We start from the raw sequence: 24436 nt of genomic DNA, 5'->3' as shown, positions 1-24436 counted from the left end.
TTCACTTGTTTTATGCATTTAAGCCGTTAATGAACTCTTCAATTTCTTCTTTTGTTTTACGGTCTTTGCTGACAAAACGTCCTGTTTCTTCTCCGTTGCTGTAACCAACAAAGCTTGGAATACCAAAGATGCTTAATTCTGCACAAAGATCGATAAAGTCGTCGCGATCCACATAGTGAAATGTATACTCGCTATGATTCGCCTCAATTTCTGGAAGCACAGGCTCGATTACTCGGCAATCTGGGCACCAGTCTGCTGAAAACATCATGATATGCTTTCCCTCTTTAATGACTTCTTTGTATTGTTCAATTGTTTGCATTTTTTCCATTTTTCTTTCCTCCACTTTTTCTTTTACTTTCGTATTTAAACGGCTAAAGCCCCATACATTTTTTAATCCTTCTACATCAAAACATAGTATATGAGTTGTTGCAACTATCATACACTGATGCTTTTCTATTATAAAGGGTTACAAAGGAATTTCCTATTGAACAGCTTGATTTGTCCTAAAATCTAGCTGTCCTTTTAGCATTAAAACAACCTGATAAAACATAGAAGTCCGATCTAAATTTCCATTGGTGAAAATGCCGATTGCTCCTTCTTTTTTTCGAATATTTTTTTGGTTTGTATACACTTCCATAGCTTCGGCTAATTCTTTTTTATCATGACGAAGCATGTCGGCTACCGCTTCAGGAAGCCGAATACGAGCTCCTCCACCTAAAATCGGTTCAAGGTCCTTAGAGGTAACAAGACTTCCCCAATTGCAAAGGAATAAGCCATGAGGTGTTTCCTGTACCCCTCCTTCAAGTCCAATGCCAATATCAGCACCTGTCTCTTTAACAGCAGCACGCGCGCGGTTAATCGCTCCTTGGATGGTTTCTTCATCAGAAAAAGGCTGTGGTGACACCCCGGACTGCACGTCTACCTCTACATATGTAAAAGTATCTCCAAATACTTTTTTTACTGCATTTACTTTTGTTGGGTTCTTCGTTCCGATTGCAATTTTCATTTTTTTCTCCTGTCATGATGAAACAAAGCAACCGCAAAAGCAGCTGCTTTGTTCTTCTTTATCCGTTTTGTTTAATCGTATCAAGCGTTGTTTGGTCTGTAGAGCGTACAAGTTTGACTAATAATTCTTTTGCAGCTGCATAGTCATCCACATGAATCATAGATGCATGGGTATGAATATAACGTGAACATACGCCGATCACTGCAGAAGGAACTCCGTTATTAGAAGTATGAACGCGCCCTGCATCCGTACCTCCTGGAGAAACGAAGTATTGATAAGGGATGCTGTTTGTCTCAGCTGTATCTAAGATAAATTCTCTCATTCCTCTATGTGTGACCATCGTACGGTCAAAAATACGAAGTAATACGCCTTTTCCTAATTGTCCAAATGCATTTTTATCGCCTGACGTATCGTTAGCAGGACTAGCATCTAGTGCATAAAACAAATCCGGTTTAATCATATTCGCAGCTGATTGAGCACCGCGAAGTCCTACTTCTTCTTGAACAGTAGCTCCAGAATATAAGATATTTGGCAATTTTTCATTTTTTACTTCTTTTAATAATTCAATCGCAAGTCCGCACCCATAGCGGTTATCCCATGCTTTTGCCAGTATTTTCTTTTCATTTGCCATTGGCGTAAACGGACAAATCGGTACCATTTGATCGCCAGGACGAATGCCCATTTCTGCTACTTCCTGCTTGCTATCTGCGCCCACATCAATCATCATATTTTTAATGGCCATTGGCTTGTTGCGCTGTGATTCGTCTAATAAATGGGGAGGGATAGAAGCAATTACGCCGGTGATAGGACCTTTTTTTGTCACAACATGGACGCGTTGAGCTAGAAGTACTTGACTCCACCATCCTCCTAGAGTTTGAAAACGAAGCATTCCTTTATCAGTTACAGACGTAACCATAAATCCTACTTCGTCCATATGTCCTGCTACCATTACTTTAGGACCTTTTTCTTCATTATAGCGAACGCCGAATAAACTTCCTAACCCATCTTGAATGACTTCATCTACAAGGGGTTCAATTTGCGAGCGCATAAATGAACGTACTTGATGTTCGTTTCCAGCGGCACCTGGTAACTCCGTTAATGTTTTAAATAGAGATAGCGTTTCATTGTTCATATATACTCTCCTTTATGTATCATTTTCTTTATTGTATCGAAAACCGGAAATAGTTGCTAGTTCCGTCCTTCTCTTCTATGACTCAACTTAACAAAGCATTCGACAATTTGATATAATGATGAAAACATATCCTTAAAAAGCAGGTGAATAACGTGAAATGGACTCAACTAATAGCAGGAGCTGCAGTCGGATTTGCAAGCGCTTATATTATTCAAAAAAGAACGTCGTCAATTTCCTCATCGGAAGCCCTTACGATTGTTAAAAGCGCTTTTAAACAAAATGGGGCAATCGACGGCTCATGGATTGAAACGACGACTAAGGTCATTCAAAAGCATGGTCTCTCTTTTTATGGTTATACAGGTGGAATTATCAGAACACGTGATGCAAAACAGGAACATTACGAGTTTTTCATTGATAAAAAAAGCGGTGCTATTATTGAATTGACGCTGAATACACCCGTTTAATTTCGTCAACTATTTCTCCTTTGTTATCCCATTTTACAGCTCGATAAAAAGCATCATGATAAAAACTTAGCCAAGCTTGATGCTCATAGGCATAAGCTAACCACTGCTGCTTTTGTTCAATCGAAGTCATTGGATAGTCATCATATGCCATTACCCATAAGACATTTTGATGTGCATGTGTTGGCAAAAGATCGCCCATGTGCACTAAGATGTCATTGTTTCCTTTTAATATAACTACAGCATGACCATCGCTGTGACCGCCGGTATGATGAACCGTTACTCCAGGCACAATTTCATCTTTGTCGCTAAATGTTATTACTTGATGCTGAATAAATTCCCAATTTTGTTTCCAATACGTATTTTTAGAACGTATATTAGGATTCCTCATTTCATTCCACTCGATGTCACTAACAAAAATTCTTGCATTTGGAAAAGCAGGGGAAAAGTTTCCGTTGATACATTTTGTTAAGCCTGACACATGATCAAAGTGGAGATGCGTCATAATGATATGAGTAATATCTTCGCACGTGAACCCTAACTTTTGTAAGTCTTCAGCAATAAATGATTCTTCCGTTACGCCAAAATGACGCTTTTTTTTCTCATCCAACATCCCATTTCCTATACCTGCATCAATTAACATGAGGTGTTTTTCAGTTTGAACGAGCAAAGGATCAGTCCTCATGGGAATTCGATTCCCGTCTGAAATGGGATATTTTTTTGTCCAAAGCTCTTTTGGAACAACACCAAACATTGCCCCTCCATCTAAATGATTATTCCCTCCACGAAGCCATGTAACTTTTAATTCGCCTATTGTTAGCGTTTCCATTTTACACCTCCATTATATTCCTTTTTATTTTATCACTATCCCCTTCTCTTTTTGAACAAAAAAAGACTGAGGAACTCAGTCTTTTTCATTCAGGTATTTTACTTCACAGCGGTAAATGCGGCTGCCTTTTTGTGAAAATTTCTCTTCATATTCCGTCATAACATTGCCTTCAAAATCGCTTTTATGCAAATCTAAGCTAATGTACTTGAGAAGAAGTCCATATTCTGAAAAGCTTGTCAATGAATACTCAAATAGCCCTTGATTATCTGTTTTAAAGTGAATTTCTCCACCATCAACCAGCAGATTTTCATACATACTTAAGAACGTTTTGTATGTTAAGCGGCGCTTGGCATGTCTCTTTTTTGGCCATGGATCAGAGAAATTGAGATAAACGCGACCCACATCATTTTTTGCAAAAAACTCACTAAGATGGTTAGCATCTACATTCAACAACTTTAAATTTGGAAGCTCTTCTTCAATCAATCGTTCTAGAGCACTTAAGATGACACTTTCATACATTTCAATTCCAATATAGTTGATATGCGGATTTTGTTTAGCCATCCCTACTAAAAATTGGCCTTTTCCTGTTCCTACTTCAATATGAAGAGGATGTTCATTTCCAAAAACTTCTTTCCAGTTTCCTTTATACTCCGCTGGATTTGGAACCACGTATTGGGGATTTTCAGCAATTTTATCTTTTGCCCAAGGTTTGTTTCGTAATCTCATGTTGCACCTCTTTAATTTATTTTGACGCATTGAAAATGTCGGTTATTCGAAACAACCGACATTTTCATGCATAATTGTGTTTAGATAGAAAAAAATAAGAGCATCATACGAGAAAGGATGATGCTTAATGCCTTTAAATGCCGAACACCAAATGAATATAGTAAAAGATATTTTATCTAATCATCAAAGTGATTGCTGCGGAACGGTTGCGGAATGTGAACAGGTTGAACGTTTAATTCAATCAATGTTAGCAAAAGGATATGCTAGCACAGACGTACAAGCAACACTACAAAACGTTTATAAATACACGCAAGATGCAAAAAGTGCTGCTCATTTAGACGAACATATTCAAACCAATCAACAAAATTTATCACAATGGGTCCAAGAACTATCTACCTTGTCATAACCTTTGCTACTGTGCTTGAATGTCGTTGACGAGCAACATCCGAAGATATTCAAGCCAGTAATTCATTTCAGAATGTTCATTTTTCGAACGATGCCATTCAATGAATAAAATGGTTTGACTTATCACATACCACTTCATTCTCTTTTTCAAGTTCTCAGTTAGTTCAACCCCATAATGATCAAGCCATTCTTCCCACTGAGATGGATTGATGTACCAATAAAGCAATAAACCTAAATCAATAGCAGGATCTGCAATCATCGCTCCGTCCCAATCGATTAAATATAGCTGCGTATTCTCTCCAAGCATCCAGTTATTGTGGTTCACATCACAGTGACATACCACATATTTATCTGTCTGAATGGACGGAAGCTCTGCTTGTAAATAGCTGATTCCCTGCTCTACAATACTCTCTTTTTGAAGTCGCTCGTCCACGTTCTCTAGAATATCGGCTAGCACGTCTTCGGGAAGAAGCGGTGTTTTCCCTAACCTTTTCAACATATCTAATAACTCGTTTGAATGATGAATTTTACTAAGCAATTCTGTCACTCGACTCGAATCCATATCTTTTGGTTTTAATTCTCGACCATCTAGCCAGTGCTGAGCTGTGATCACATCTCCATTTTCCATTCGTCTTGTCCACACGAGCTTCGGTACAATTCCTTCAGCTGACAATACTGCTAAAAAAGGTGATGAATTACGCTTTAAAAAAAGCTTTCGGTCTTGAAATTTTGCAAAATAAGCTTCTCCTGTCGCTCCGCCAGCAGGAGTAATTTCCCATTCGCTTCCTAATATATCTTCCAACCAATTCACCTTCAATTTCAACACACACATTTCGTTTAAAAATTTCACTCAATAAAGCAATCTATTAAGACATCATGACGTTATTTTCTTAGTAAATAAAAAAGACGGCTATTGAGGATATGTATCAATAGCCATCCTTTATAAATATTATCTCCATCACACTTTTTTCGTCAAGTGGTTGAAGACAATAATTACGTTTGAAATAAAATAAGAACGCTAAGCTTTGGAACATTTATAGCATTATCCTCTATAGTAGGATACCCATTTTTATATACTTTACAATGATCAAGTGCTATTTTCCATGGTCCTTCTGGCAAAACTACTTTTTCTTCCATTAGGCCTTGATTAAAAAACACAATAATATTCTTCCACGGACCGTAAGCCAATACGTTTGATAAGCAATAGCCAATAACGGATTGCGGCGTGTTTAGAAAAGAGACATGCTGCCTAATCGCTGAAGCATCCCCCAAGCGAAATGCATCGTGCTGTTTGCGAATACGAATCAGCTCTTGAACCCAATTCACATCAGAAGAAAATTCCCTTCTTCGATTCCAATCGAGTGCATTAATATCATCGGGTGAATTATAGCTGTTCTCTACGCCTTTTTTAGTGCGGTAAAACTCTTGACCACTATGAAGAAACGGTATGCCTTGTGAAAGAAGCACAATAGCAGTAGCAAGGCGATGACGACTTCTACGAGTGTCTTCGTCTTCTTCTCCGTTTGAATTCGTTAACTTATCCCACAGCGTATGATTATCATGTGATTCAACATAATTAATTGACTGTGCTGGATTTATAAATAAAGCGGGACTGTCTTCTTTATCCAGAATGCTACCCGCTATCACAGATTGCACTGCTTCTTTTTGATGAATATTCCCGCTGATAAAACCTTTTTCATACACATCGAACGTGCTTCCTTTTACAGAATCTCGAAAGCGGTCATTAAAATAGCCGATTTGAGGTGTTTGGCGGGCATTCGCCATCATTGCTTTTTGAGTGTGGGGAAGAGGCGTATTTAAATCCCAGCCTTCGCCAAACACCAAAATAGTAGAATCAATTTCATTTATTTTTTCCCGAATGATTTTCATCGTTTCTATATCTAAAATCCCCATGAGGTCAAAACGAAAACCATCAACATCGTACTCTTTTATCCAAAATAATACTGAATCGATAATAAACTTTTGCGCCATTTTCCGTTCAGAAGCAAAATCATTTCCTACTCCCGTCCCGTTCGAAGGCATCCCAAACTCATCATGTCGAAAATAATAGCCCGGAACAATTTTTTCAAAAGGTGATTCTTCTCGTACAAATACGTGATTATAAACTACATCTATAATAACACGGAATCCCTGTTGATGAAGCGTTGATATTAATTGCTTCACTTCAACAATACGAGTGGTGGGATTTGAAGGGTCAGCAGAGTAGCTTCCTTCCGGCACATTAAACAACAATGGATTATACCCCCAATTATAAGAAGCATGAGGATTTAATTCATCTACTCCGCCAAAGTCGTTAATAGGAAGAAATTCAAGATGGGTCACTCCTAGCTCTTTTAAATAATGGAGGCCTGTTGGTTTGCCTGGCTGACCGCTTGATTCAGTAACAGCTAGGTACGTACCTTTTTTTTCTATCCCGCTTGAAGGATGAATAGAAAAGTCTCGAACATGCATTTCGTAAATAACGGCATCCGTTGGCTGAAGGAAAGGCGGCTTTTCATGGGGATGAACATAGGCTGTATGAAGATTTATCAGAACTCCGTATTCACTATTTGCTGTAGCTGCAACGGCATAAGGGTCCACCGCTTCATTTGTCCGACCGTTTACATCTATTAAAAATCGATAATAATACCCTTCTTTATCTAAGGGAAGTTCCTTTTCCCATACGCCTTTTCTTTGACGAGTCATAACGTACAGTTCTTCTTCTCCGCTATTTGCATGTATTAATTTTAAAACCACTGCTGATGCAGTCGGGGCCCAGACTTTTATCATAATATGATCTGAATAAAAGGCTGCACCCAAATCATTTTGATTATAATAAAATCTTTCATCAAACTCTTTTGTTCGTATAACAGCCCCTACCTGCAACGGAACTTTCTCCCCGTGGTTATCACAGATAACGTACGAATGTCCAATTTCTATGCTCTCTTCAACCTTACCTTCATATTTGATAAAACCTTCTAATTCATGTACGTTTTCAATAGAGATGGTCTCATGCATTTGTGCACCTTTAATCACAAAAAAATCAATTTGACCTTCATGATAAGAAGTTGGAACTAAAACAGTAATACGATCTATTTGATCTAAATAAGCCTGAAACTTATTATCACCAGTCATCCTTTTCTCCTCCTTATGCCAATTACCTCTTTAGTAGCATTATATGTAGCAAACGCAAAAACGAAAGCACTTTCATAGCATGAATGTTCGGATTATTCACCTGCTTCGAATTCCCGGTCAAAATAAATACTCTGGCTGTGTTCGAGCAGTACCTGAGCTGCTTTCATCTGTTTAAACTTTAAAGGCGCTTTAGATTTCCTAAGTTCATAAAACCATTCTTCATACTTTCTAGCATCTACAAATTCAACCTGATAAGGCTCCGCAGCGTAGTCAATGTATCCATTTCTGCTTAGTAATATTTTCTTTACGCTATGTTCAATATCGTGAGTACGATAGATACTTCGGACAATTTGCTCCATTCGATTTAACCCAATTAACGGATTTAATATCTTTTTTTGATCTCTTCCTCTTAACTCTGTCCAAAAATTTTCTTTTGAATACTGAAAAACAGCACTTTTATATGTTTCTATTAAACAAATACAGAGGGTTTCCGTTGGAGTAACAATAATGATATCCCCTTCTACCGGAGCTTTATTAATCAGGAAAACTGGCTTGTACATCACGAGATACGTATCAGGAAAGCGCTGAATAAAATAACGGAGAGCTTCATCATGGTAATATTTACGATCTGCTTGCGAGAACTCAAATAAAGTGGATGTAGCCCATTTCATTTGAAGATCAAATACATTTTCTAAAAACAATATTTTCAAATCTTCCGCTGTTTGTGGAAGAGTTGTAAACCTCAATAGCTCTTGATTTTCCATGCTATCGCTAGAGAACGCTTCTTCCACTTCAAGCGTTTCTTTTTTCCTTGTAAACCGCTCTTTTGCTTTTTGCAAAAATGAACGTTGAGCTTTTGTTTCTTCTTTTACAGGAGGGCCATGTAATAGCCCTTGTTCAAACAATTGCTTTGCTTTCTTCCAATTATGTTTTTTTAAATGATTAAACTGAGACGTGTAGTGATAAACGTCTTTTTCATAACGGGAAATATAATCTTGCACCTTAATTAGCTGCGCCACGTTTACATCAATCCCCTAATTAAAATTCCTCTAACACTTGGTTCACCGATTGTTTCTCTATTATCATCGGCGTTTTCTTTCCTTTAATAAGAGTGATCTTTAAATAACCTCTCTCCATGCTTGTATGTTCATATGCTACTGTGACTGCAATGAAAAAGATAGTATTTTTTTATATTTAGGTTTGCTAGCAGGGTGAACTTCAAAAAGGGCAAATGAACTTACTTGAAACTGTTCTTCAACCGACGTTTGCTTTAACTGCTCTTCCGAAAGCCCGGCTTCCCCTCCCCACTTCTTTGCAATCGTAATATGAGGACGATAAGGACGTTTTTCGTATAAGCCGCTTAGGTCTCCCCATACAGCTTGTATATCCCTTTGTAGATTCACAAGCTTATCATTTGGCTTAAGGCTTACATAAAGCACTCTAGGCTTGTTATACGCACCGAACACATCGTACTGAACGGTCTGCAGTGAAAAACTTGAATGACGGGAGGCTACTTCTTTTAAGCGGTTAATCAGCTTTTCCTTTTTGTTATCTACAAATCCTAAGAATTGTAGTGTTATATGATAATCGTCAGGGTATGTCCATTGTTTAAAAGGAAAAGGTGTTAATTCTTTTGCCCAATTTTCTGCCTGATATGCAATGGAGACTGGCACGTTGATTCCAATAAAATAGTGTTGATCACTTTTCATCAAATCCCTCCTTTTCTTTTCATTATCTTTCCCCAATTTGTCATGTTCAAAAAGAGCTAGATTTATTTTAAAGGTTTTCTGGATCAAATAGAGAGGTTTTTCTGAAAATTTGTCATGTGCTTAAAAAATAAGAAATTGTGTTATCATAGAAATAATACAGAGAATTTTTATAAGAAAAGGATGAGAAAAATGAAAGTTGTTAACAATATGGCTGATTTGATTGGCGAGACACCTCTTGTTAAATTGAATCGTCTTCAACCAGCAGATGGAGCATCCGTTTACTTAAAACTAGAATTTTTTAATCCGAGCCGTAGTGTAAAAGACCGTGCTGCTTTTAATATGATCGTGGAAGCTGAAAAAGCAGGCTTGCTCAATGAAAATTCCACCATTATTGAACCAACGAGCGGAAATACAGGTATTGGCTTAGCTATGAATGCAGCAGCAAGAGGGTATCGTTCTATTTTAGTCATGCCCGATACGATGACTCAAGAACGAATTAACTTGTTAAAAGCATATGGTGCTGAAGTTGTTCTAACACCTGGCGATGAAAAAATGCCTGGCGCAATCCGTAAGGCAGAAGAGCTTACAAAAGAAATTCCAAATGCATTTATGCCCATGCAGTTTGAAAATAATGCAAACCCTGACGCACATCGAAAAACGACTGCTAAGGAAATTATTGAGGCAATGAACGATTTAGGAAAAGACCTATCTGCTTTTGTTGCTACTGCTGGAACAGGCGGAACGATCACGGGCACAGGTGAAGTCCTAAGAGAAAACTACCCAAATATGACCGTTCATGTTGTGGAACCAGCTGGGTCTCCTGTATTATCTGGAGGAAGACCTGGAAAGCACAAGCTTGTAGGAACAAGCCCTGGATTTATTCCTGATACGCTTAACATAGAGGTTTACGACGAAATTTTAAAAATTAAAGATGAACAAGCCTACGATATTACGCGACGCCTAGCTTCTGAAGAAGGGATTTTAGTCGGTCCTTCATCTGGCGCTGCGTGCTATGCTGCTATCGAGGTAGCCAAAAAATTATCTCCTGATCAAGTGGTCGTATGTATTGCTTGCGATACAGGTGAACGTTATTTATCAAGCGACCTATTCTCATATGAATAATAAAGAGGCTGGAACAAAAGGATTTTAGCCCAAATGAAAAACGAACCATGAATCAACATGTTTGATTCATGGTTCGTTTTTTTGTGATGGTGAATGTAGGTTCATCGGTTTCGTTACTTCTAGCAGTTGATTGGAGGGCAAGGCGAAGACTCCTGCGGGAAAAGCAGAACAGGTGAGACCCCGCAGGAGCCCAGGCGACGAGGAGACTCAGCGGCCGCCCGCGGAAAGCGAAGCCTTGCATGGAAATCAACTGCGGTGTCACAAACAGTCCAGCTCATGTATCCTAGTTATTCACCTTTAAATTGGATTCGTTTCGTTATGTCTCAACCTCTTTTTATTTAGCCAATTCGTAAATAGCCTGTGCATAAATAGCTGTTGCACGAAGCAAATCTTCAATTACCATGTACTCGTCTTTTTCGTGCGCTACTTCTTCACGGCCTGGGAAAAGAGGTCCAAATGCCACACCCGCTTCTAATGCTCTGGCATATGTTCCTCCTCCAATTGAAATAAGCGTAGGTTCTTCATTTGTTTGTTCTTGGTAAACCTTTTGAAGCGTTTGAATAAGCTCATGTTTTTGATCGACGTGATGTGGTTTAGAATCTGTAAAATGTTTGATAGTCATTTGATAAGATTCACTTTTTTCTTTAATCGTATCAATAATATCGTCAATATGAGCTGATACAGGATAGCGAATATTTAAGCCAAAGTGCCCCGCTTCTTCTTGATTGTAAGACATGATTCCCACATTTATCGTTAAATCACCCGTGACCTCATCTTTGCGATTTAAGCCCATTTTTTCTCCTAGTGCATCTTGGACTAAATACGCATTTGCATAACCTACAAACTGATTAGCTTGTTCATCAAGTTCTAATGTGTGTAAAAAGCGAAGAAGTGTAAGCCCAGCATTTTTCCCTTTATCAGGCACGCTTCCATGTGCTGAAACTCCTTCTAGAGTAAGTGTATACGCACCGCTCTTTTCGGTTATTGAACCTTTTAAAGACTTATCTTTTAAAAATTGATCATATTTATTTTTAATATCGGTTTCACTATGGAATTCAAGAACAGCTGTTGCAAGATCAGGAACCATATTGTAGCGTCGCCCAGAGACAAATGATGTAAGCTGGACGCTTCCCTTTGTTCCTTCAATGGGCTGCTGGCGAATTTCTACATCTGTAATGCCTTTTTCAGCATAAATGATAGGAAAATCCGCATCCGGCGCAAATCCCATCGTTGGCATCTCTTCATGATTGAAGTAGTGGTCCACACATCTCCAGTCACTTTCTTCATCCGTTCCAATAATCATTCGAACCCGCTTAGATAGAGGAAGCCCTAAATCTTTCACAATTTTCATCGCATAATAAGCAGCCATCGTCGGGCCCTTATCGTCGATTGCTCCTCTAGCAAAAATTTTCCCGTCTTTTATTTCACCGCCGTATGGATCAACCGACCACCCGTCTCCTTCAGGAACGACGTCTACGTGACACAAAATGCCAAGAAGGTCTTTTCCTTCTCCCGCTTCAATATGACCTGCATATCCGTCTACGTTCTTGACGGAAAACCCGTCATTTTTTCCTTTGTTTAAAAGAAAGTGAAGCGCTTGAGCAACTCCAGGTCCAAATGGCTCTTCTTTTTTTTCTGTGCTTGTCAAAACACTTTTAATTTGCAAAAAACGCTGCGTCTCAGCTAGAATTTCAGCTTCTCTTTTTTGCACTTCCTCTTTCCAATTAATTGCTGTCATCTGTGTGCCTCCTTTGCCTGCTTTTACAGATTGTATCTATCATTACTATTGGTAAATTTAACTTTATCATACCTTTATATAGAAAGAAATAATTGTCTCTTTCCTTTCATATCAAAGGTTTACAGAGTCAAAATTCCGGGAAATAATTTGTAGGCACAATCGATAAAAACGGATTCTATTTGTTTATTGTTTACATATACTATAAAAAATGTGCAAATAGAGGAAGGAGATGTTACGAAAGGATTACATATTTATATCATTTTTTGTAAATATTGTGTTAATTTGCGTTTTCTCTTTTATTTTTCTGTCGATTTTGTGTACAATAAGGATAAGGACTGAAATAGTGCTTGACATCTCAGAGTTATAAAGAAGTTGTGCCTTACGAAAAACGAATAAGGAAGTGGTTTTTTGAAACCTTCAACTAATCGAATGCTAACTCGTATCAAATCGGTCTATATGTTCATTTGTAAAAATGGAACAGTTACAACGCAAGAGCTCGTAGACGAATTTGGTATTACACCAAGAACCATTCAGCGTGACTTGAATGTGTTAGCATATAATGATTTAGTTCGCAGCCCAAGTCGCGGTACATGGACGACTACGCAAAAGAAGGTCAAGATGTCATCCTAGTAAGTTTATTTCAAGGGTAGTAAGTGATTTATATATAGAGATAAAATTCTACGCAGTAGAAAGTCAAGACTTGGACGAGTGCATAGTCCCCCGCTCCATTTGCACGTCAAGCAGAGTTGGTACTCGTTTAAGTGCTTTAACGTGAAATGTTTCACTTGTCGAATAAAGTGGACAAAAAAAGGAACCATTTTAGACTTAGGTTCCTTTTTCTTTCGCCTCTTCTTAGGCATTTGATTTTTGTAATAAAGCTAGTTCTTCTTCCGTTAACTCCCTGTACTCTCCTAAATCTAACGACTCGTCTAATAGCAAAGCTCCCATAGATAAACGTTTTAAATACGTTACTTTTTTTCCTCTTGCTTCAAACATACGCTTCACTTGATGAAATTTCCCTTCAACGATCGTTAATTCAATTTCTGATTCCACACCGCTTGTTAGTACCTTTAACTCTGCTGATTTTGTTACGTATCCATCATCAAGAGTGACACCCTGTCTAAATGCTTCAGCATCTTCTTCAGTCACCGGCGCATTAATTTTTGCAAAATACGTTTTAGGAACGTGCTTTTTAGGAGATAGCAGCTGATGTGCAAGCTGACCATCATTTGTCAGCAGCAAGAGCCCTTCTGTATCTTTGTCTAAACGCCCTACCGGAAATGGGTCATACACAGCATCGTCAATTTCCAATAAGTCCAAAACTGTTTCATGAAGAGAATCTTCCGTCGCTGATATGACACCTTGCGGCTTATGCAGCATAAAGTAAACAAATTCTCGGTAAGAAACGGCTTCGCCATGCACAGTTATTTCTTGTTCATCTGGATTAACATGTACCTTAGCATCTTTAACCGCTGTACCGTCTACCTTAACAGCTCCAGTCTTTAAAAGACCTTTAACTTCTTTTCGGCTTCCGTACCCAATGGTAGAAAGCAATTTATCCAAACGCATGTAATATCCTCCTTTTTTTGAAAAGAAGATGACTCTAACGAGTCATCTTCTTATGCACTGCGCTGTTTATTTCGGCGCAGTATCTTTCGTTCAATTGCACCTGTTACCCTCGCTCCCATTACTTTTTCAAGCAGGCTTGAACGATAGGTAATAATAAAGTAAATAAGGCCGCCTACTGCTGCTCCTATAATCGTAATAACCGTGGCAGAGAATCGTCCTGGGGTTGTAAACAGACCAATTACTACTGAAACAATTTTTACGCTGATTCCCATAATCGCAACAAAAATGAGAATGAGCACAGAGCGTTTTATAAACTCACTGTAGTTATATTTTGCGTGTTTTTGAATAAGCGCAAACATATAAACAAGAGATACGATATAGCCTAGTGCTGTCGCTAAAACTGAACCGATCTCGTGGAACATAAGAATAAATGGCACGTTCACGACAATTTTCACAATCAATCCAAATAATAGACTTAAAACAGCATATTTTTGTTTGTTGATCCCTTGTAAAATAGCTCCATTAACCGTGAAAAACGAGAACAATAAAGCTACGGGTGCATAATAAAGCAAGACATTTCCACCCGCATCCGATGCATCTGTTCCAAAGAAAAACGTATATGCTGGACCAGCTAAAGCCATTAACCCTACAGATGCTGGCAGCACAAGAAACATAATCGTTTGATATGTTTGATCAATTTGCTTTTGCAATACATTATAATCTTTATTCACAAATGAACGTGTAATCGTTGGTACAAGAGTCAAACCGAATGCAGTAGCTAATGAAACAGGAATCATCACAAGCTTTGGAACATAAGACTGAACAATTCCGTTCATGGACTCCGCTATTTCTTTTTGTCCAGCCGCTACCATCGCACGGTTAAATGTGAATTGATCCACATACTGATAAAGCGGAATAGCTAAGCTGACAAATACATAGGGCAATGAATACGTAAGCAGCTCTTTAAAAATGGATACGGTAGAAATACGCGTAGGCGTTACCGTCTGCTCGTTCACCATTTTATCGAGATGAGGCTTTCGTTTTTTCCAGTACCAAATTAATACGGCAAGTCCAGCAAGAGCTCCTACAAAAGCACCCATTGTAGCAAATCCAACGGCTAGCGCAAGACTCCCATGTACAACTTTGATGACGATATAAGTGGATGCTAATAAAAAGACAACCCGCACAAGTTGTTCAACTACTTGTGAAACAGCTGTGGGTCCCATAGACTGGTGACCTTGGAAAAATCCTCGCATTAAACTCATCATCGGTACTACAATTAACGCAACACTAACCATTCGCATAACCATTACTACATCTTCTAAGGAGTTATTTAAATCAGAACCTCCAAGTGTAATTCTAGACATAACAGGCGCTAACGAATATAAAAGTAAAAATGCAAGTATTCCTGTGACAAGCATTAATTTCATGCCGGCCCGATACATTCTTCTACTCGTATAATAATCACCGAGTGCATTATATTTTGATACAAATTTCGATACGGCCATTGGCATACCGGCTGTAGCAATACTTAAATAAATAGCATATTGGTTATATCCATAACCAAACAGTGCTCCCCCTACGGTTCCAACAAGGATCGCAAATGGAAATAAATAAATCATTCCCAGAATTCGGGATACATAAGTGCCAAGCGTTAGCACAAAGGTCCCTCTTAACAATTTTGAATCAGACATACGTTTGCCTCCGATACTTAATGTTACATACTGATAATAATGATAGAATTGAAAAGAAGCAAGTGAGAGTATACACTAAGAAAGGTCTTATACTCACTCACACTCGTCAACAAGCTAAAAAACAAAGACTATAGCCCATTTTATCCAATGTTGAGAGATTTGTCAGTGAACAAACTAAAATTTTTTAAGAATAGACAGGTTGGTGAAAGTATGATATATGATGTAGTCGTAATCGGAGGAGGACCTTCTGGTTTGATGGCATCGATTGCAGCTGGTGAGTCAGGTGCAAACGTATTATTAATTGATAAAGGCAATAAACTTGGACGAAAGCTTGCCATTTCTGGAGGGGGCCGCTGTAATGTAACAAACCGCCTTCCGATTGATGAACTTATTAAACACATTCCAGGAAACGGACGCTTTTTATACAGTGCGTTTTCTGTTTTTAATAACGAAGATATCATCTCCTATTTTGAAGGCCTTGGAATTAAATTAAAAGAAGAAGATCACGGGCGTATGTTTCCGGTTAGCAATAAAGCACAATCTGTTGTTGATGCATTAATTAGTGAACTTCACCGTCTTCGTGTAACAATTCGCACAAACACAGCCGTTAAACGCGTAAACTATGAAAACAACACCGTGAAAGAAGTTGTGCTTCAAGACGGAGAAGCAATCCAAACGAAAAGCGTTGTGATTGCAGTAGGCGGAAAATCAGTGCCTCATACGGGTTCGACAGGAGACGGTTATCAATGGGCAAAAGATGCAGGTCATAAAATTACTGAACTTTACCCAACAGAAGTTCCTATTACATCTAGCGAACACTTTATTAAAACAAAAACGCTTCAAGGTCTATCGCTTCGCAACGTAGGACTAAGCGTACTTAATAAAAAAGGCAAACCTGTCATCACTCATCAGATGGATATGATTTTCACTCATTTTGGCATCTCTGGCCCTGCCGCTCTTCGCTGCAGCCAATATGTTGTTAAAGAGTTAAAGAAACAAAAAAGCAACACTGTTCAAATGTCTCTTGATTTATTTCCTAGCCAAAACGAAGAAGAGATTTTTCAACAATTAGTCAAAACAACAAAAGAAGAGCCGAAAAAAGCGATTAAAAATGTTTTAAAAGGTTTTGTATCTGAACGCTATCTATTATTTTTACTCGAGCAAGCAGACATTGATAGCCAAGCGCTAGCGGGACAGCTTCAGCATGAAAAACTGAGAGAATTCTCGAGAATGTGCAAACGATTTGAATTTGCTGTAAACGGCACACTTTCTTTAGAGAAAGCATTCGTCACAGGAGGCGGAGTATCCGTTAAAGAAATTCACCCAAAAGAAATGTCTTCTAAATTTATGCAAGGCCTTTACTTCTGCGGGGAAATTCTTGATATCCACGGATATACTGGAGGATACAATATTACTTCTGCCCTTGTAACAGGCCGTTTGGCTGGCAGTAATGCAGGAGAATTTGCAACAAGCCTAGCATAATATGCTAGGCTTTATACATAACCATGGCTGAAAAACAGTACACCTGCTCATCACGATCAACATCCACTGTGACTTGGTACTTAATATCCACGACGTCTTCATCTTCTAATTTGCGTAAAAATCGGTTCACCGCAAACTCTAAATCTTTTTCATGCTCTTTATCAAACATTTTCACCTGTATCATAGCTTCTACCACCTTGTCCTATCAAATTTGTTTCAATCAGAATGGACTGCTTCTCTCAATGATGGCTTTCGTACTGATTTTCAACTTCTTCCTACCTCTATTTTTATGAAGACTTTTATAGATTTAGTCATCATTTGTTTTGCTACTATCATTTTAGTCGAATGGTAGAAGTTTCATTCCAAAAGAAAAAAGCGCCTGTCAAAGGCGCTTTTTCTTATTTATTAACCGTTTTTCCTTCCCACTCTAACATACCGCCAACCATATTTGTTACTTTATAACCTTGTTCTTGAAGGTAGTAACATACGTTTTCACTGCGGCGTCCAGAACGGCAAATGAAAATATATTCTTTTTCTTTATCGAAATAATCCACATTAGTTGGAATATCATTCATACGAATGTGTTTAGCAGTTGGAATCATTCCTTCTGCTACTTCCTCATCTTCGCGAACATCAACTAAATGAAGCTCTTCTCCATTTTCAACGCGTTTTTGAAGCTCTTCAGGCGTAATCACTTTTACTTCTTCCATCTTCGTCATTCCTCTCTATTCTTTCATTCAGCTTGCTATCGCTATTGTAGCAAATTCAAATACCTTTATGCCACTAAATAAGAAAAGCTTAAGCAGCAGCCTACCTAAGCTTTTCCAATCGTAGTTAAAGGTTTAACTAAGGGCCTGATGTCAACCCCGAAAGGGGGACATCAGACCCTTAGGTCTAGAACAGCCCCCCTGACTGCTCTTTAGTCAGGGGGGCTGTTCTACATCAATACTTAATTAGCTACGATGTTTACTAATTTACCAGGCACAGCAATCACTTTGCGTACTGTCTTACCTTCAATGAACTCTTGAACATCTTCATTAGCCATTGCAATATCTTGAAGCTCTTCACGAGATGCCTCAGCAGGTACGTTTAATTTTGCACGTACTTTACCGTTAATTTGAACGACAATTTCCACTTCATCATCTACAAGTTTCGCTTCATCAAACGCAGGCCAAGCTTCATATGAAATCGTATCTTCGTGGCCTAGTTTGCTCCATAATTCCTCAGTTGTATGAGGACAAATTGGTGCTAATAGCTTCACAAATCCTTCTACGTATTGCTTTGGCAGCACATCAACTTTGTATGCGTCGTTGATGAATACCATAAGTTGAGAGATACCTGTATTAAAACGAAGACCTTCGTAATCTTCCGTTACTTTTTTCACCGTTTGGTGATATACGCGTTCAAGTGTAGTATCATTGCTTTCTTGAACCTTGCTGCTTAATTCACCATTATCCTCGATAAGTAAACGCCATACACGATCTAAGAAACGGCGTGCACCATCAAGCCCTTTTGTTGACCAAGCAATGGATGCATCTAACGGTCCCATAAACATTTCGTAAAGGCGAAGCGTATCTGCACCGTGGCTTTCTACGATTTCGTCTGGGTTTACAACGTTACCTTTTGACTTACTCATTTTTTCATTGTTTTCTCCAAGAATCATACCTTGGTTAAACAGTTTTTGGAACGGCTCTTTTGTTGGAACTACGCCGATATCATATAAAAATTTATGCCAGAAACGAGCATACAATAGATGAAGAACAGCGTGTTCAGCTCCACCGATATAAATATCAACCGGCAACCATTCTTTTAATTTGTCTGCATCTGCTAATGCTTCGCTGTTCGTTGGATCAATGTAGCGTAAGTAGTACCAGCAGCTGCCTGCCCATTGAGGCATTGTATTTGTTTCGCGGCGCCCTTTTTTGCCCGTTTCCGGATCTACAACGTTCACCCAGTCATCAATGTTTGCTAATGGAGATTCACCTGTACCTGACGGCTTGATTTCAGTTGTTTTTGGTAAAACAAGCGGAAGCTGATCTTCAGGAACTGCAGTTGTTGTGCCATCTTCCCAGTGAATAACAGGAATCGGTTCACCCCAGTAGCGCTGACGGCTGAATAACCAGTCACGCAGACGGTATGTTACTTGTTTTTCACCTTTTTCATTTGCTTGAAGCCACTGAATCATATTTGAAATTGCTTCTTCTTTATCTAGACCATTTAAGAAGTCTGAATTAACGTGCTCGCCGTCGCCTGTATAAGCTTCTTTTGAAACGTCTCCACCCGCTACTACTTCTTTAATCGGCAGTTCAAATTTAACAGCAAACTCATAATCACGCTCATCATGAGCAGGAACAGCCATAATTGCACCTGTACCATAGCTCATTAGAACATAGTCAGCAATCCAAATTGGCATTCTCTCACCGTTTACAGGGTTAATTGCATAAGCACCTGTGAATACGCCCGTTTTGTCTTTAGCTAAGTCTGTACGCTCTAAATCGCTTTTGCTTTTAATTTGATCTAAATACGCTTCTACCGCTTCTTTTTGTTCGGCTGTCGTAATTTTATCCACAAACGGATGTTCAGGTGCTAAAACGGCATACGTTGCCCCAAACAGCGTATCAGGACGCGTTGTGAACACAGTAAATGTTTCGTCATATCCATCAATTGTGAAGTGAACGTGAGCTCCTTCAGAGCGGCCAATCCAGTTTCGCTGCATTTCTTTAATACTTTCTGGCCAATCAAGATCATCTAAATCTTCTAGTAAACGATCTGCATAAGCTGTGATTTTAAGCATCCACTGCTTCATTGGACGACGCTCAACCGGATGCCCACCGCGCTCACTTTTGCCATCTATAACTTCTTCGTTTGCAAGTACTGTTCCCAACGCAGGACACCAGTTAACAGCTACTTCATCCACATAAGCTAAGCCTTTTTTATATAACTGTAAGAAAATCCACTGCGTCCATTTGTAGTAGTTAGGATCAGTTGTATTAATTTCACGCTCCCAATCGTAAGAGAAACCTAACGATTTGATTTGACGACGGAAATTATTAATGTTAAGTTCAGTGAACTCAGCCGGATCGTTTCCTGTATCTAATGCATACTGCTCAGCAGGTAGTCCGAATGCATCCCATCCCATTGGATGAAGTACATTGTATCCTTGCATACGCTTCATACGAGATAAAATGTCCGTTGCTGTATAACCTTCTGGATGCCCAACGTGTAAACCCGCCCCAGATGGATAAGGGAACATATCTAATGCGTAAAACTTACGCTTTCCTTCATCTTCTGTTGTTCTAAATGTTTTATTTTCTTCCCAAACTTTTTGCCATTTTTGTTCGATCTTTTCATGATTAAAAGCCATACATAATCCTCCTTGTACGCTCCAGCTGTATTTAATTAAACTAAAAAACCCCTCATCCCTCAAACAAAGGGACGAGAGGTTGAATAAACTTCCCGCGGTACCACCCAAATTAGCACAATTATGTACTCACTCATTTTCCTTAACGCGGATAGACGGTAAATGTTACTTTACTTCACATTTACAACTCCAAGGTGAGTTCATGAACGCCCGTTTGCTGACTCGCACCACCCGTCAGCTCTCTTAGCTCGCTTCGTTCACTACTATTCCTTATCATAGTTTTTACATCATACTACCTTGTATTGTAAATAATATGTTCGCAAACTGCAAGTTGTTCAACGGATTTTGTAAAAGTTTCTACACTGCCTCACTGCTTTGTTGCTAAATCCCCTCTTTCATTCTTATATATGAACAACTTCTCCCAAAAACATACATACAACGCCAAACAAAGAGATTTAGACATAACTAAGTTAATCCTATCTAAAGCTGAATAAATAGGATATCTGGACTCCTTGCTACAAAACTGTTCATTTCCGTGCAAGGCTTCATCTTGCGCTCCAATCAACAGCTTAAAGCAACTAAACACATAAAAGCCGAGTTCACCATAATAATGAAAAGATCCGAACGATTTATCGTTCGGATCTTCCTTCAGCTAAAATACTTTTGTCCCCGCCTCTACTTTCTTTAACAGCTATTATTAAATACCAAATCCAAAAGAAAACAGGATAATCGCAAGTACGAGACCAACAAGCGGAACAATTACCGTCATCGCTGCAACTGATCCATACGCATCTTTATGAGTTTCTCCACAAATAGAATTAATTGTGGTGACGACATAACCATTATGAGGCAAGGAATCTAATACGCCAGAAGATATAGCTACTACACGGTGGAGAGCTTCTGGATTTACACCAGCATCTAGATAGTGAGGGGCTAAAATTGGCAAAGCAATTGCCTGACCTCCTGAAGCCGAACCTGTCATCCCCGCGATAACACTCACCGCAATAGCTCCCCCTATCAACGGACTGCCTGGAATATGCGTCATGGCATCTACAGCCACTCCAAACGCGGGAACAGCCTTAGCAACCCCTCCAAAACCTACGACAGCAGCTGTATTCCCAATTGCAATTAACGCTCCAAGCGTCCCTTCTGATGCTGCATTCCAAAATCCTTTAAAGTGTTTTCGGTTCACAATGTATGTGACAATGATACCGCTTAAAAGTGCGACAATCAACGCAGATTGCTGAAGCGGCTTATGAAGTGCAAAAGAAATAATGAGCACGACCACAAGCGGAAGCAAACTTAATAACGGATTAGGAAGAGACTGATTTTCCGTTACTGCTGGATCTTTCTCGCGTGATATAAAACGCTCTCCATTTTTAACTGCTTTTGAAATCAAGCGCTTTAACCACCAGTAGCCGAATACAGCCATCACTACCGCTACAACTAAACTAACTTCCCATCCTGCATACGGACTAGTCTTTAAATATTCAATTGGAATCCAGTTTTGGATTTCAGGCGATCCAGCCGAGGTCATCGTAAACGTAACGGAACCGAATGCTAAAGCAGCAGGGATAAACCGCCTCGGCAAATCAGCTTGTTTGAATAAGCTTAAAGCCATTGGATAGACAGAGAATGCTACTACAAACAGACTGACTCCTCCATATGTTAAGACCGCACAGGCAAGTACAATCGCCAACACTGCTCTTTTCATTCCTAGTTTACTGACAATCCAGCGAGAAACACTATCAGCGGCCCCGCTGTCTTCCATCACTTTTCCAAAAACGGCGCCCAATAGAAACATTAAATACCAAGAAGCAATAAATCCTGTGAAACCAGACATATAATTCCCAACAAAATTTGCTTCTCCTTCTTTCACCAGCTGTGGAAATAAAGGCATTCCGCTTGTTAACGCAACAACTAAAGCACTAAGCGGACCTGCTATAAATAAATTCATGCCTCTCATCGTTAATACAATGAGCAGCAATAATCCTCCAATTAATCCAATCATACTAAGCATATTCTAGCCCCCCAAGAAGTCATATAATTAGAAAACGCTTACATTTTTACAGGTATATACTCCTTTCTTTGCTTGTCACGACCCTTACTATATTATTAAAGGAATACTGAAGACATTCCTACGTTTATTGAACAGTCAAAAATAAAACCACCTCTATTTATTTAGAGATGGTTAGTGAACGCTGACGTTTTTCTTTTAATTTATAATCGTATATCCATGTTGTACACATGCTAAATAACAATAGTGCAATTAATAAATAGCACAGGGTAGACATATTAAACGCATCGAAAATAACGCCTCCAAAGAGAGGGCCAATCATTTTACCTGCAGTAGCCATACTGTTGACTACGCCTTGATAAAATCCTTCTTTTCCTGATGGAGCTAACTGACTTGCGACAGCTGGAATTGCTGGCCAAACAAACATTTCTCCAACTGTTAACACAATCATTGCTGTTAAGAACTGCGAAAATGTTGTGGCATTCACCACGATGATGAAAGAAGCCACAAAAATAACCGTTCCAATTAGAACCTGTACTTTTAATGTCTTTGCTACTTTTTGAATGATAGGCACAATCAAAGGCTGACCGACTACAATTAAAATGCCGTTAATCGTCCAAAGCAAACTGTAGCTAGAAAGAGGTATATTCAACTCACGCGTATGCGTAGCAATCGTTGTTTGCCACTGAACATACGCGACCCAGCATAATACGTATCCTGTACATAAAATAAGAAGGGCCGTCAGTTTCGTTTTGTGCTGAATACTACCGGCTTCATTAAGGACATTCGTTTGCCCAACTGTAACCGAAATATGACGGTATGAAAAAATAGCAATAAGAAGAAAAATAACGTATAAAATTGTATTAGCTAAGAAAATATACGTAAATGAATAGGATGCTACAACGCCCCCTACCGCTGCGCCAATAGCCACTCCTGCATTTTGAGCAACGTACATCGCATTAAATGCTTTTCTTCCGCCTTGTGGCCAGACTGAGCCCGCCATTGCATACATAGATGGAAACACAATACCAGATCCAAACCCTACAATAACCAAGAGAACAACGTATGTAGGCCAACCATGGAAAAACACCAGTCCCACTAATGCAACAAGGGTAATAATAATTCCTGATAAAATGGATTTATATCCTCCAATTTTGTCAAAAAGCGTTCCCCCTAGTAAATTACCCACTACGCTTGCAGCAGAGTTCAGCATAAGAACCACTCCTGCAACGGATAACGACTTTCCTAAATGTTCATTTATATAAATTGTATTGAGAGGCCATAAAAACGAAGCTCCCGTTACGTTTACAAGCATACCAATAATCAAAAACCAAAGTGACTTGGGCATTGATCTCCCCCCTATCTATTCGAATGCCAACGTACATTCTAGTCTTTTCTTAAAGGGTTCGCAATGCTTTTACATATAGACAATTTATTTGAAATTCGCTGACTATTTAAAAAGGTGATTTCACATGACAATATCATGCAAAATCACCTTTTTACCGCTTATTTTTGCTTCGAACGAACCGGCTGGGCACGCTTGCTGTTCCGTGCTTTTAATTCTTTTACAGGATCAAAATCTTTTCCTAGCTCAATATCATTGCTGTTGATCCCGTTTTTTGTTTTTTGTTCCGGGTTATTTTGATTTGAACGAGTTGCCATAAAATCCTCTCCTTAATGCTGAGTTGTAATCAATTTATTTTGCAGCTGCTGAACTTGCAGGCGCATGCGATATAGCTGCTCTCTTTGCTGTGCATTTGCACTGTGAGAAAACTCTTCAATTTCTTTATAAGCATTTTCTAATTTTTCCTGTGCTTTTGTATATTCAGTGTCATTGTAATGTTCTTGTTTCATGCCTTCCTGTAACTGACCTTGTCCAAAGCGAATAGCATCTTCACACTGCTGCATAAGTTGATCCACTGCTTGACGAGTTGTCATTGTCTATTCCTCCTATTCGTTCATTTCTGTCTTATTTTGCGCAACTTTACTCCCCTTTACGACAAGAAGAACCTGTTAAATATAAGCATCCTTAAATTTGTTTGGCACTTTT

25 protein-coding genes and 1 other annotated feature are annotated in these 24436 nt (G+C 39.0%); of the genes, 6 read left to right on the top strand and 19 right to left on the bottom strand.

Annotation, left to right across the window (positions count from 1 at the left end; all coding sequences use genetic code 11):
* Positions 1–10 precede the first annotated feature (10 nt).
* The 3 genes from AC1VNJ_RS00365 to AC1VNJ_RS00355 all read right to left on the bottom strand — a co-directional run bounded on the left by AC1VNJ_RS00365 (position 11) and on the right by AC1VNJ_RS00355 (position 2138).
* A complete protein-coding gene (locus AC1VNJ_RS00365; RefSeq protein WP_028411823.1) occupies positions 11–328 on the bottom strand; it encodes a thioredoxin family protein in 318 nt (105 codons plus the stop codon).
* Between the two features lie 153 nt (positions 329–481).
* Positions 482–1006, bottom strand: coding sequence for a DUF84 family protein (locus AC1VNJ_RS00360; protein ID WP_033579598.1), 525 nt, complete (start codon positions 1004–1006; stop codon positions 482–484).
* Between the two features lie 58 nt (positions 1007–1064).
* On the bottom strand, positions 1065–2138 hold the full coding sequence (locus AC1VNJ_RS00355) for a M42 family metallopeptidase (protein ID WP_482640229.1): 1074 nt from the start codon (positions 2136–2138) through the stop codon (positions 1065–1067).
* A 152-nt stretch (positions 2139–2290) separates the two neighbouring features.
* Between AC1VNJ_RS00355 and AC1VNJ_RS00350 the strand changes: the two genes are divergently transcribed.
* Positions 2291–2602, top strand: a complete 312-nt coding sequence (locus AC1VNJ_RS00350) for a PepSY domain-containing protein (RefSeq protein WP_028411825.1) — start codon at positions 2291–2293, stop codon at positions 2600–2602.
* On the opposite strand, the gene AC1VNJ_RS00345 is transcribed toward AC1VNJ_RS00350, so the two are convergent.
* Positions 2571–3428: a YtnP family quorum-quenching lactonase gene (locus AC1VNJ_RS00345; RefSeq protein WP_482640228.1), complete on the bottom strand. Its 858-nt coding sequence runs from the start codon at positions 3426–3428 to the stop codon at positions 2571–2573. The genes AC1VNJ_RS00350 and AC1VNJ_RS00345 overlap by 32 nt on opposite strands.
* Before the next feature lie 75 nt (positions 3429–3503).
* A complete protein-coding gene (gene trmB / locus AC1VNJ_RS00340) occupies positions 3504–4154 on the bottom strand; it encodes a tRNA (guanosine(46)-N7)-methyltransferase TrmB (protein ID WP_482640227.1) in 651 nt (216 codons plus the stop codon).
* A gap of 127 nt (positions 4155–4281) precedes the next feature.
* On the opposite strand from trmB, the gene AC1VNJ_RS00335 reads away from it, so the two are divergent.
* The gene (locus AC1VNJ_RS00335; protein WP_028411828.1) at positions 4282–4560 is read left to right on the top strand and encodes a YtzH-like family protein; all 279 of its coding nucleotides are present in this window, start codon (positions 4282–4284) and stop codon (positions 4558–4560) included.
* A 6-nt stretch (positions 4561–4566) separates the two neighbouring features.
* Here the strand turns inward: AC1VNJ_RS00335 and AC1VNJ_RS00330 are convergent, their stop codons facing one another.
* The 4 genes from AC1VNJ_RS00330 to thpR form a co-directional block, all read right to left on the bottom strand.
* Positions 4567–5361 carry a phosphotransferase family protein gene (locus AC1VNJ_RS00330; protein WP_482640226.1) on the bottom strand — a complete coding sequence of 265 codons (795 nt, stop codon included), beginning with the start codon at positions 5359–5361 and terminating at the stop codon, positions 4567–4569.
* Between the two features lie 191 nt (positions 5362–5552).
* Positions 5553–7694 (bottom strand): type I pullulanase, encoded by a 2142-nt coding sequence (gene pulA, locus AC1VNJ_RS00325; RefSeq protein ID WP_367030750.1) that lies wholly within the window; start codon positions 7692–7694, stop codon positions 5553–5555.
* 92 nt (positions 7695–7786) lie between these two features.
* Positions 7787–8713, bottom strand: a complete 927-nt coding sequence (locus tag AC1VNJ_RS00320) for a hypothetical protein (protein ID WP_482640225.1) — start codon at positions 8711–8713, stop codon at positions 7787–7789.
* A gap of 135 nt (positions 8714–8848) precedes the next feature.
* On the bottom strand, positions 8849–9403 hold the full coding sequence (gene thpR / locus AC1VNJ_RS00315; RefSeq protein WP_028411832.1) for an RNA 2',3'-cyclic phosphodiesterase: 555 nt from the start codon (positions 9401–9403) through the stop codon (positions 8849–8851).
* 189 nt (positions 9404–9592) lie between these two features.
* Between thpR and cysK the strand changes: the two genes are divergently transcribed.
* Together cysK and AC1VNJ_RS00305 are read left to right on the top strand one after the other, a co-directional pair.
* Complete coding sequence (gene cysK, locus AC1VNJ_RS00310) at positions 9593–10525, top strand: cysteine synthase A (protein WP_033579594.1); 933 nt, start codon at positions 9593–9595, stop codon at positions 10523–10525.
* A gap of 126 nt (positions 10526–10651) precedes the next feature.
* Entirely contained in the window at positions 10652–10867 is a 216-nt protein-coding gene (locus tag AC1VNJ_RS00305; protein ID WP_047749728.1) for a hypothetical protein, read from the top strand.
* Here the strand turns inward: AC1VNJ_RS00305 and pepV are convergent.
* A complete protein-coding gene (pepV, locus tag AC1VNJ_RS00300) occupies positions 10860–12263 on the bottom strand; it encodes a dipeptidase PepV (RefSeq protein WP_028411834.1) in 1404 nt (467 codons plus the stop codon). The two genes, AC1VNJ_RS00305 and pepV, sit on opposite strands and share 8 nt — an antisense overlap.
* A gap of 408 nt (positions 12264–12671) precedes the next feature.
* On the opposite strand from pepV, the gene AC1VNJ_RS00295 reads away from it, so the two are divergent.
* On the top strand, positions 12672–12893 hold the full coding sequence (locus AC1VNJ_RS00295; protein ID WP_013059517.1) for a DeoR family transcriptional regulator: 222 nt from the start codon (positions 12672–12674) through the stop codon (positions 12891–12893).
* A gap of 222 nt (positions 12894–13115) precedes the next feature.
* Here the strand turns inward: AC1VNJ_RS00295 and AC1VNJ_RS00290 are convergent, their stop codons facing one another.
* Together AC1VNJ_RS00290 and AC1VNJ_RS00285 are read right to left on the bottom strand one after the other, a co-directional pair.
* Positions 13116–13832, bottom strand: coding sequence for a pseudouridine synthase (locus AC1VNJ_RS00290; RefSeq protein WP_028411835.1), 717 nt, complete (start codon positions 13830–13832; stop codon positions 13116–13118).
* Positions 13833–13882: 50 nt separating this feature from the next.
* Positions 13883–15526: a putative polysaccharide biosynthesis protein gene (locus AC1VNJ_RS00285; RefSeq protein WP_028411836.1), complete on the bottom strand. Its 1644-nt coding sequence runs from the start codon at positions 15524–15526 to the stop codon at positions 13883–13885.
* 210 nt (positions 15527–15736) lie between these two features.
* Between AC1VNJ_RS00285 and AC1VNJ_RS00280 the strand changes: the two genes are divergently transcribed.
* Positions 15737–17008 carry a BaiN/RdsA family NAD(P)/FAD-dependent oxidoreductase gene (locus AC1VNJ_RS00280; protein WP_028411837.1) on the top strand — a complete coding sequence of 424 codons (1272 nt, stop codon included), beginning with the start codon at positions 15737–15739 and terminating at the stop codon, positions 17006–17008.
* A gap of 4 nt (positions 17009–17012) precedes the next feature.
* On the opposite strand, the gene AC1VNJ_RS00275 is transcribed toward AC1VNJ_RS00280, so the two are convergent.
* From AC1VNJ_RS00275 to AC1VNJ_RS00245, 7 genes are all read right to left on the bottom strand, one after another.
* A complete protein-coding gene (locus tag AC1VNJ_RS00275; protein WP_013059521.1) occupies positions 17013–17192 on the bottom strand; it encodes a sporulation protein Cse60 in 180 nt (59 codons plus the stop codon).
* A gap of 214 nt (positions 17193–17406) precedes the next feature.
* A complete protein-coding gene (locus AC1VNJ_RS00270; RefSeq protein WP_028411838.1) occupies positions 17407–17718 on the bottom strand; it encodes a rhodanese-like domain-containing protein in 312 nt (103 codons plus the stop codon).
* A gap of 239 nt (positions 17719–17957) precedes the next feature.
* Positions 17958–20372 carry a leucine--tRNA ligase gene (gene leuS, locus AC1VNJ_RS00265; RefSeq protein WP_028411839.1) on the bottom strand — a complete coding sequence of 805 codons (2415 nt, stop codon included), beginning with the start codon at positions 20370–20372 and terminating at the stop codon, positions 17958–17960.
* A gap of 64 nt (positions 20373–20436) precedes the next feature.
* Positions 20437–20655: a binding site (T-box leader), on the bottom strand.
* A 411-nt stretch (positions 20656–21066) separates the two neighbouring features.
* Positions 21067–22389, bottom strand: coding sequence for a GntP family permease (locus AC1VNJ_RS00260; protein ID WP_028411840.1), 1323 nt, complete (start codon positions 22387–22389; stop codon positions 21067–21069).
* A 157-nt stretch (positions 22390–22546) separates the two neighbouring features.
* Positions 22547–23734 (bottom strand): MDR family MFS transporter, encoded by a 1188-nt coding sequence (locus tag AC1VNJ_RS00255; RefSeq protein ID WP_028411841.1) that lies wholly within the window; start codon positions 23732–23734, stop codon positions 22547–22549.
* Between the two features lie 158 nt (positions 23735–23892).
* Entirely contained in the window at positions 23893–24048 is a 156-nt protein-coding gene (locus AC1VNJ_RS00250) for a hypothetical protein (protein WP_013059527.1), read from the bottom strand.
* Between the two features lie 12 nt (positions 24049–24060).
* Entirely contained in the window at positions 24061–24324 is a 264-nt protein-coding gene (locus tag AC1VNJ_RS00245) for a YtzC family protein (RefSeq protein WP_013059528.1), read from the bottom strand.
* Positions 24325–24436 lie beyond the last annotated feature (112 nt).

This window comes from Priestia sp. 3CA3, assembly GCF_056836725.1.
The sequence above is the reverse complement of the archived record's forward strand: the minus strand, read 5'-3'. Positions and strand labels throughout refer to the sequence as shown.

Bases quoted from the DNA above. Each gene is read 5' to 3' on its own strand.
- AC1VNJ_RS00365 (WP_028411823.1), bottom strand. From the start codon at position 328: ATGGAAAAAATGCAAACAATTGAACAATACAAAGAAGTCATTAAAGAG.
- AC1VNJ_RS00360 (WP_033579598.1), bottom strand. From the start codon at position 1,006: ATGAAAATTGCAATCGGAACGAAGAACCCAACAAAAGTAAATGCAGTA.
- AC1VNJ_RS00355 (WP_482640229.1), bottom strand. From the start codon at position 2,138: ATGAACAATGAAACGCTATCTCTATTTAAAACATTAACGGAGTTACCA.
- AC1VNJ_RS00345 (WP_482640228.1), bottom strand. From the start codon at position 3,428: ATGGAAACGCTAACAATAGGCGAATTAAAAGTTACATGGCTTCGTGGA.
- trmB (WP_482640227.1), bottom strand. From the start codon at position 4,154: ATGAGATTACGAAACAAACCTTGGGCAAAAGATAAAATTGCTGAAAAT.
- AC1VNJ_RS00335 (WP_028411828.1), top strand. From the start codon at position 4,282: ATGCCTTTAAATGCCGAACACCAAATGAATATAGTAAAAGATATTTTA.
- pulA (WP_367030750.1), bottom strand. From the start codon at position 7,694: ATGACTGGTGATAATAAGTTTCAGGCTTATTTAGATCAAATAGATCGT.
- thpR (WP_028411832.1), bottom strand. From the start codon at position 9,403: ATGAAAAGTGATCAACACTATTTTATTGGAATCAACGTGCCAGTCTCC.
- cysK (WP_033579594.1), top strand. From the start codon at position 9,593: ATGAAAGTTGTTAACAATATGGCTGATTTGATTGGCGAGACACCTCTT.
- pepV (WP_028411834.1), bottom strand. From the start codon at position 12,263: ATGACAGCAATTAATTGGAAAGAGGAAGTGCAAAAAAGAGAAGCTGAA.
- AC1VNJ_RS00290 (WP_028411835.1), bottom strand. From the start codon at position 13,832: ATGCGTTTGGATAAATTGCTTTCTACCATTGGGTACGGAAGCCGAAAA.
- AC1VNJ_RS00285 (WP_028411836.1), bottom strand. From the start codon at position 15,526: ATGTCTGATTCAAAATTGTTAAGAGGGACCTTTGTGCTAACGCTTGGC.
- AC1VNJ_RS00280 (WP_028411837.1), top strand. From the start codon at position 15,737: ATGATATATGATGTAGTCGTAATCGGAGGAGGACCTTCTGGTTTGATG.
- AC1VNJ_RS00275 (WP_013059521.1), bottom strand. From the start codon at position 17,192: ATGATACAGGTGAAAATGTTTGATAAAGAGCATGAAAAAGATTTAGAG.
- AC1VNJ_RS00270 (WP_028411838.1), bottom strand. From the start codon at position 17,718: ATGGAAGAAGTAAAAGTGATTACGCCTGAAGAGCTTCAAAAACGCGTT.
- leuS (WP_028411839.1), bottom strand. From the start codon at position 20,372: ATGGCTTTTAATCATGAAAAGATCGAACAAAAATGGCAAAAAGTTTGG.
- AC1VNJ_RS00260 (WP_028411840.1), bottom strand. From the start codon at position 22,389: ATGCTTAGTATGATTGGATTAATTGGAGGATTATTGCTGCTCATTGTA.
- AC1VNJ_RS00255 (WP_028411841.1), bottom strand. From the start codon at position 23,734: ATGCCCAAGTCACTTTGGTTTTTGATTATTGGTATGCTTGTAAACGTA.
- AC1VNJ_RS00250 (WP_013059527.1), bottom strand. From the start codon at position 24,048: ATGGCAACTCGTTCAAATCAAAATAACCCGGAACAAAAAACAAAAAAC.
- AC1VNJ_RS00245 (WP_013059528.1), bottom strand. From the start codon at position 24,324: ATGACAACTCGTCAAGCAGTGGATCAACTTATGCAGCAGTGTGAAGAT.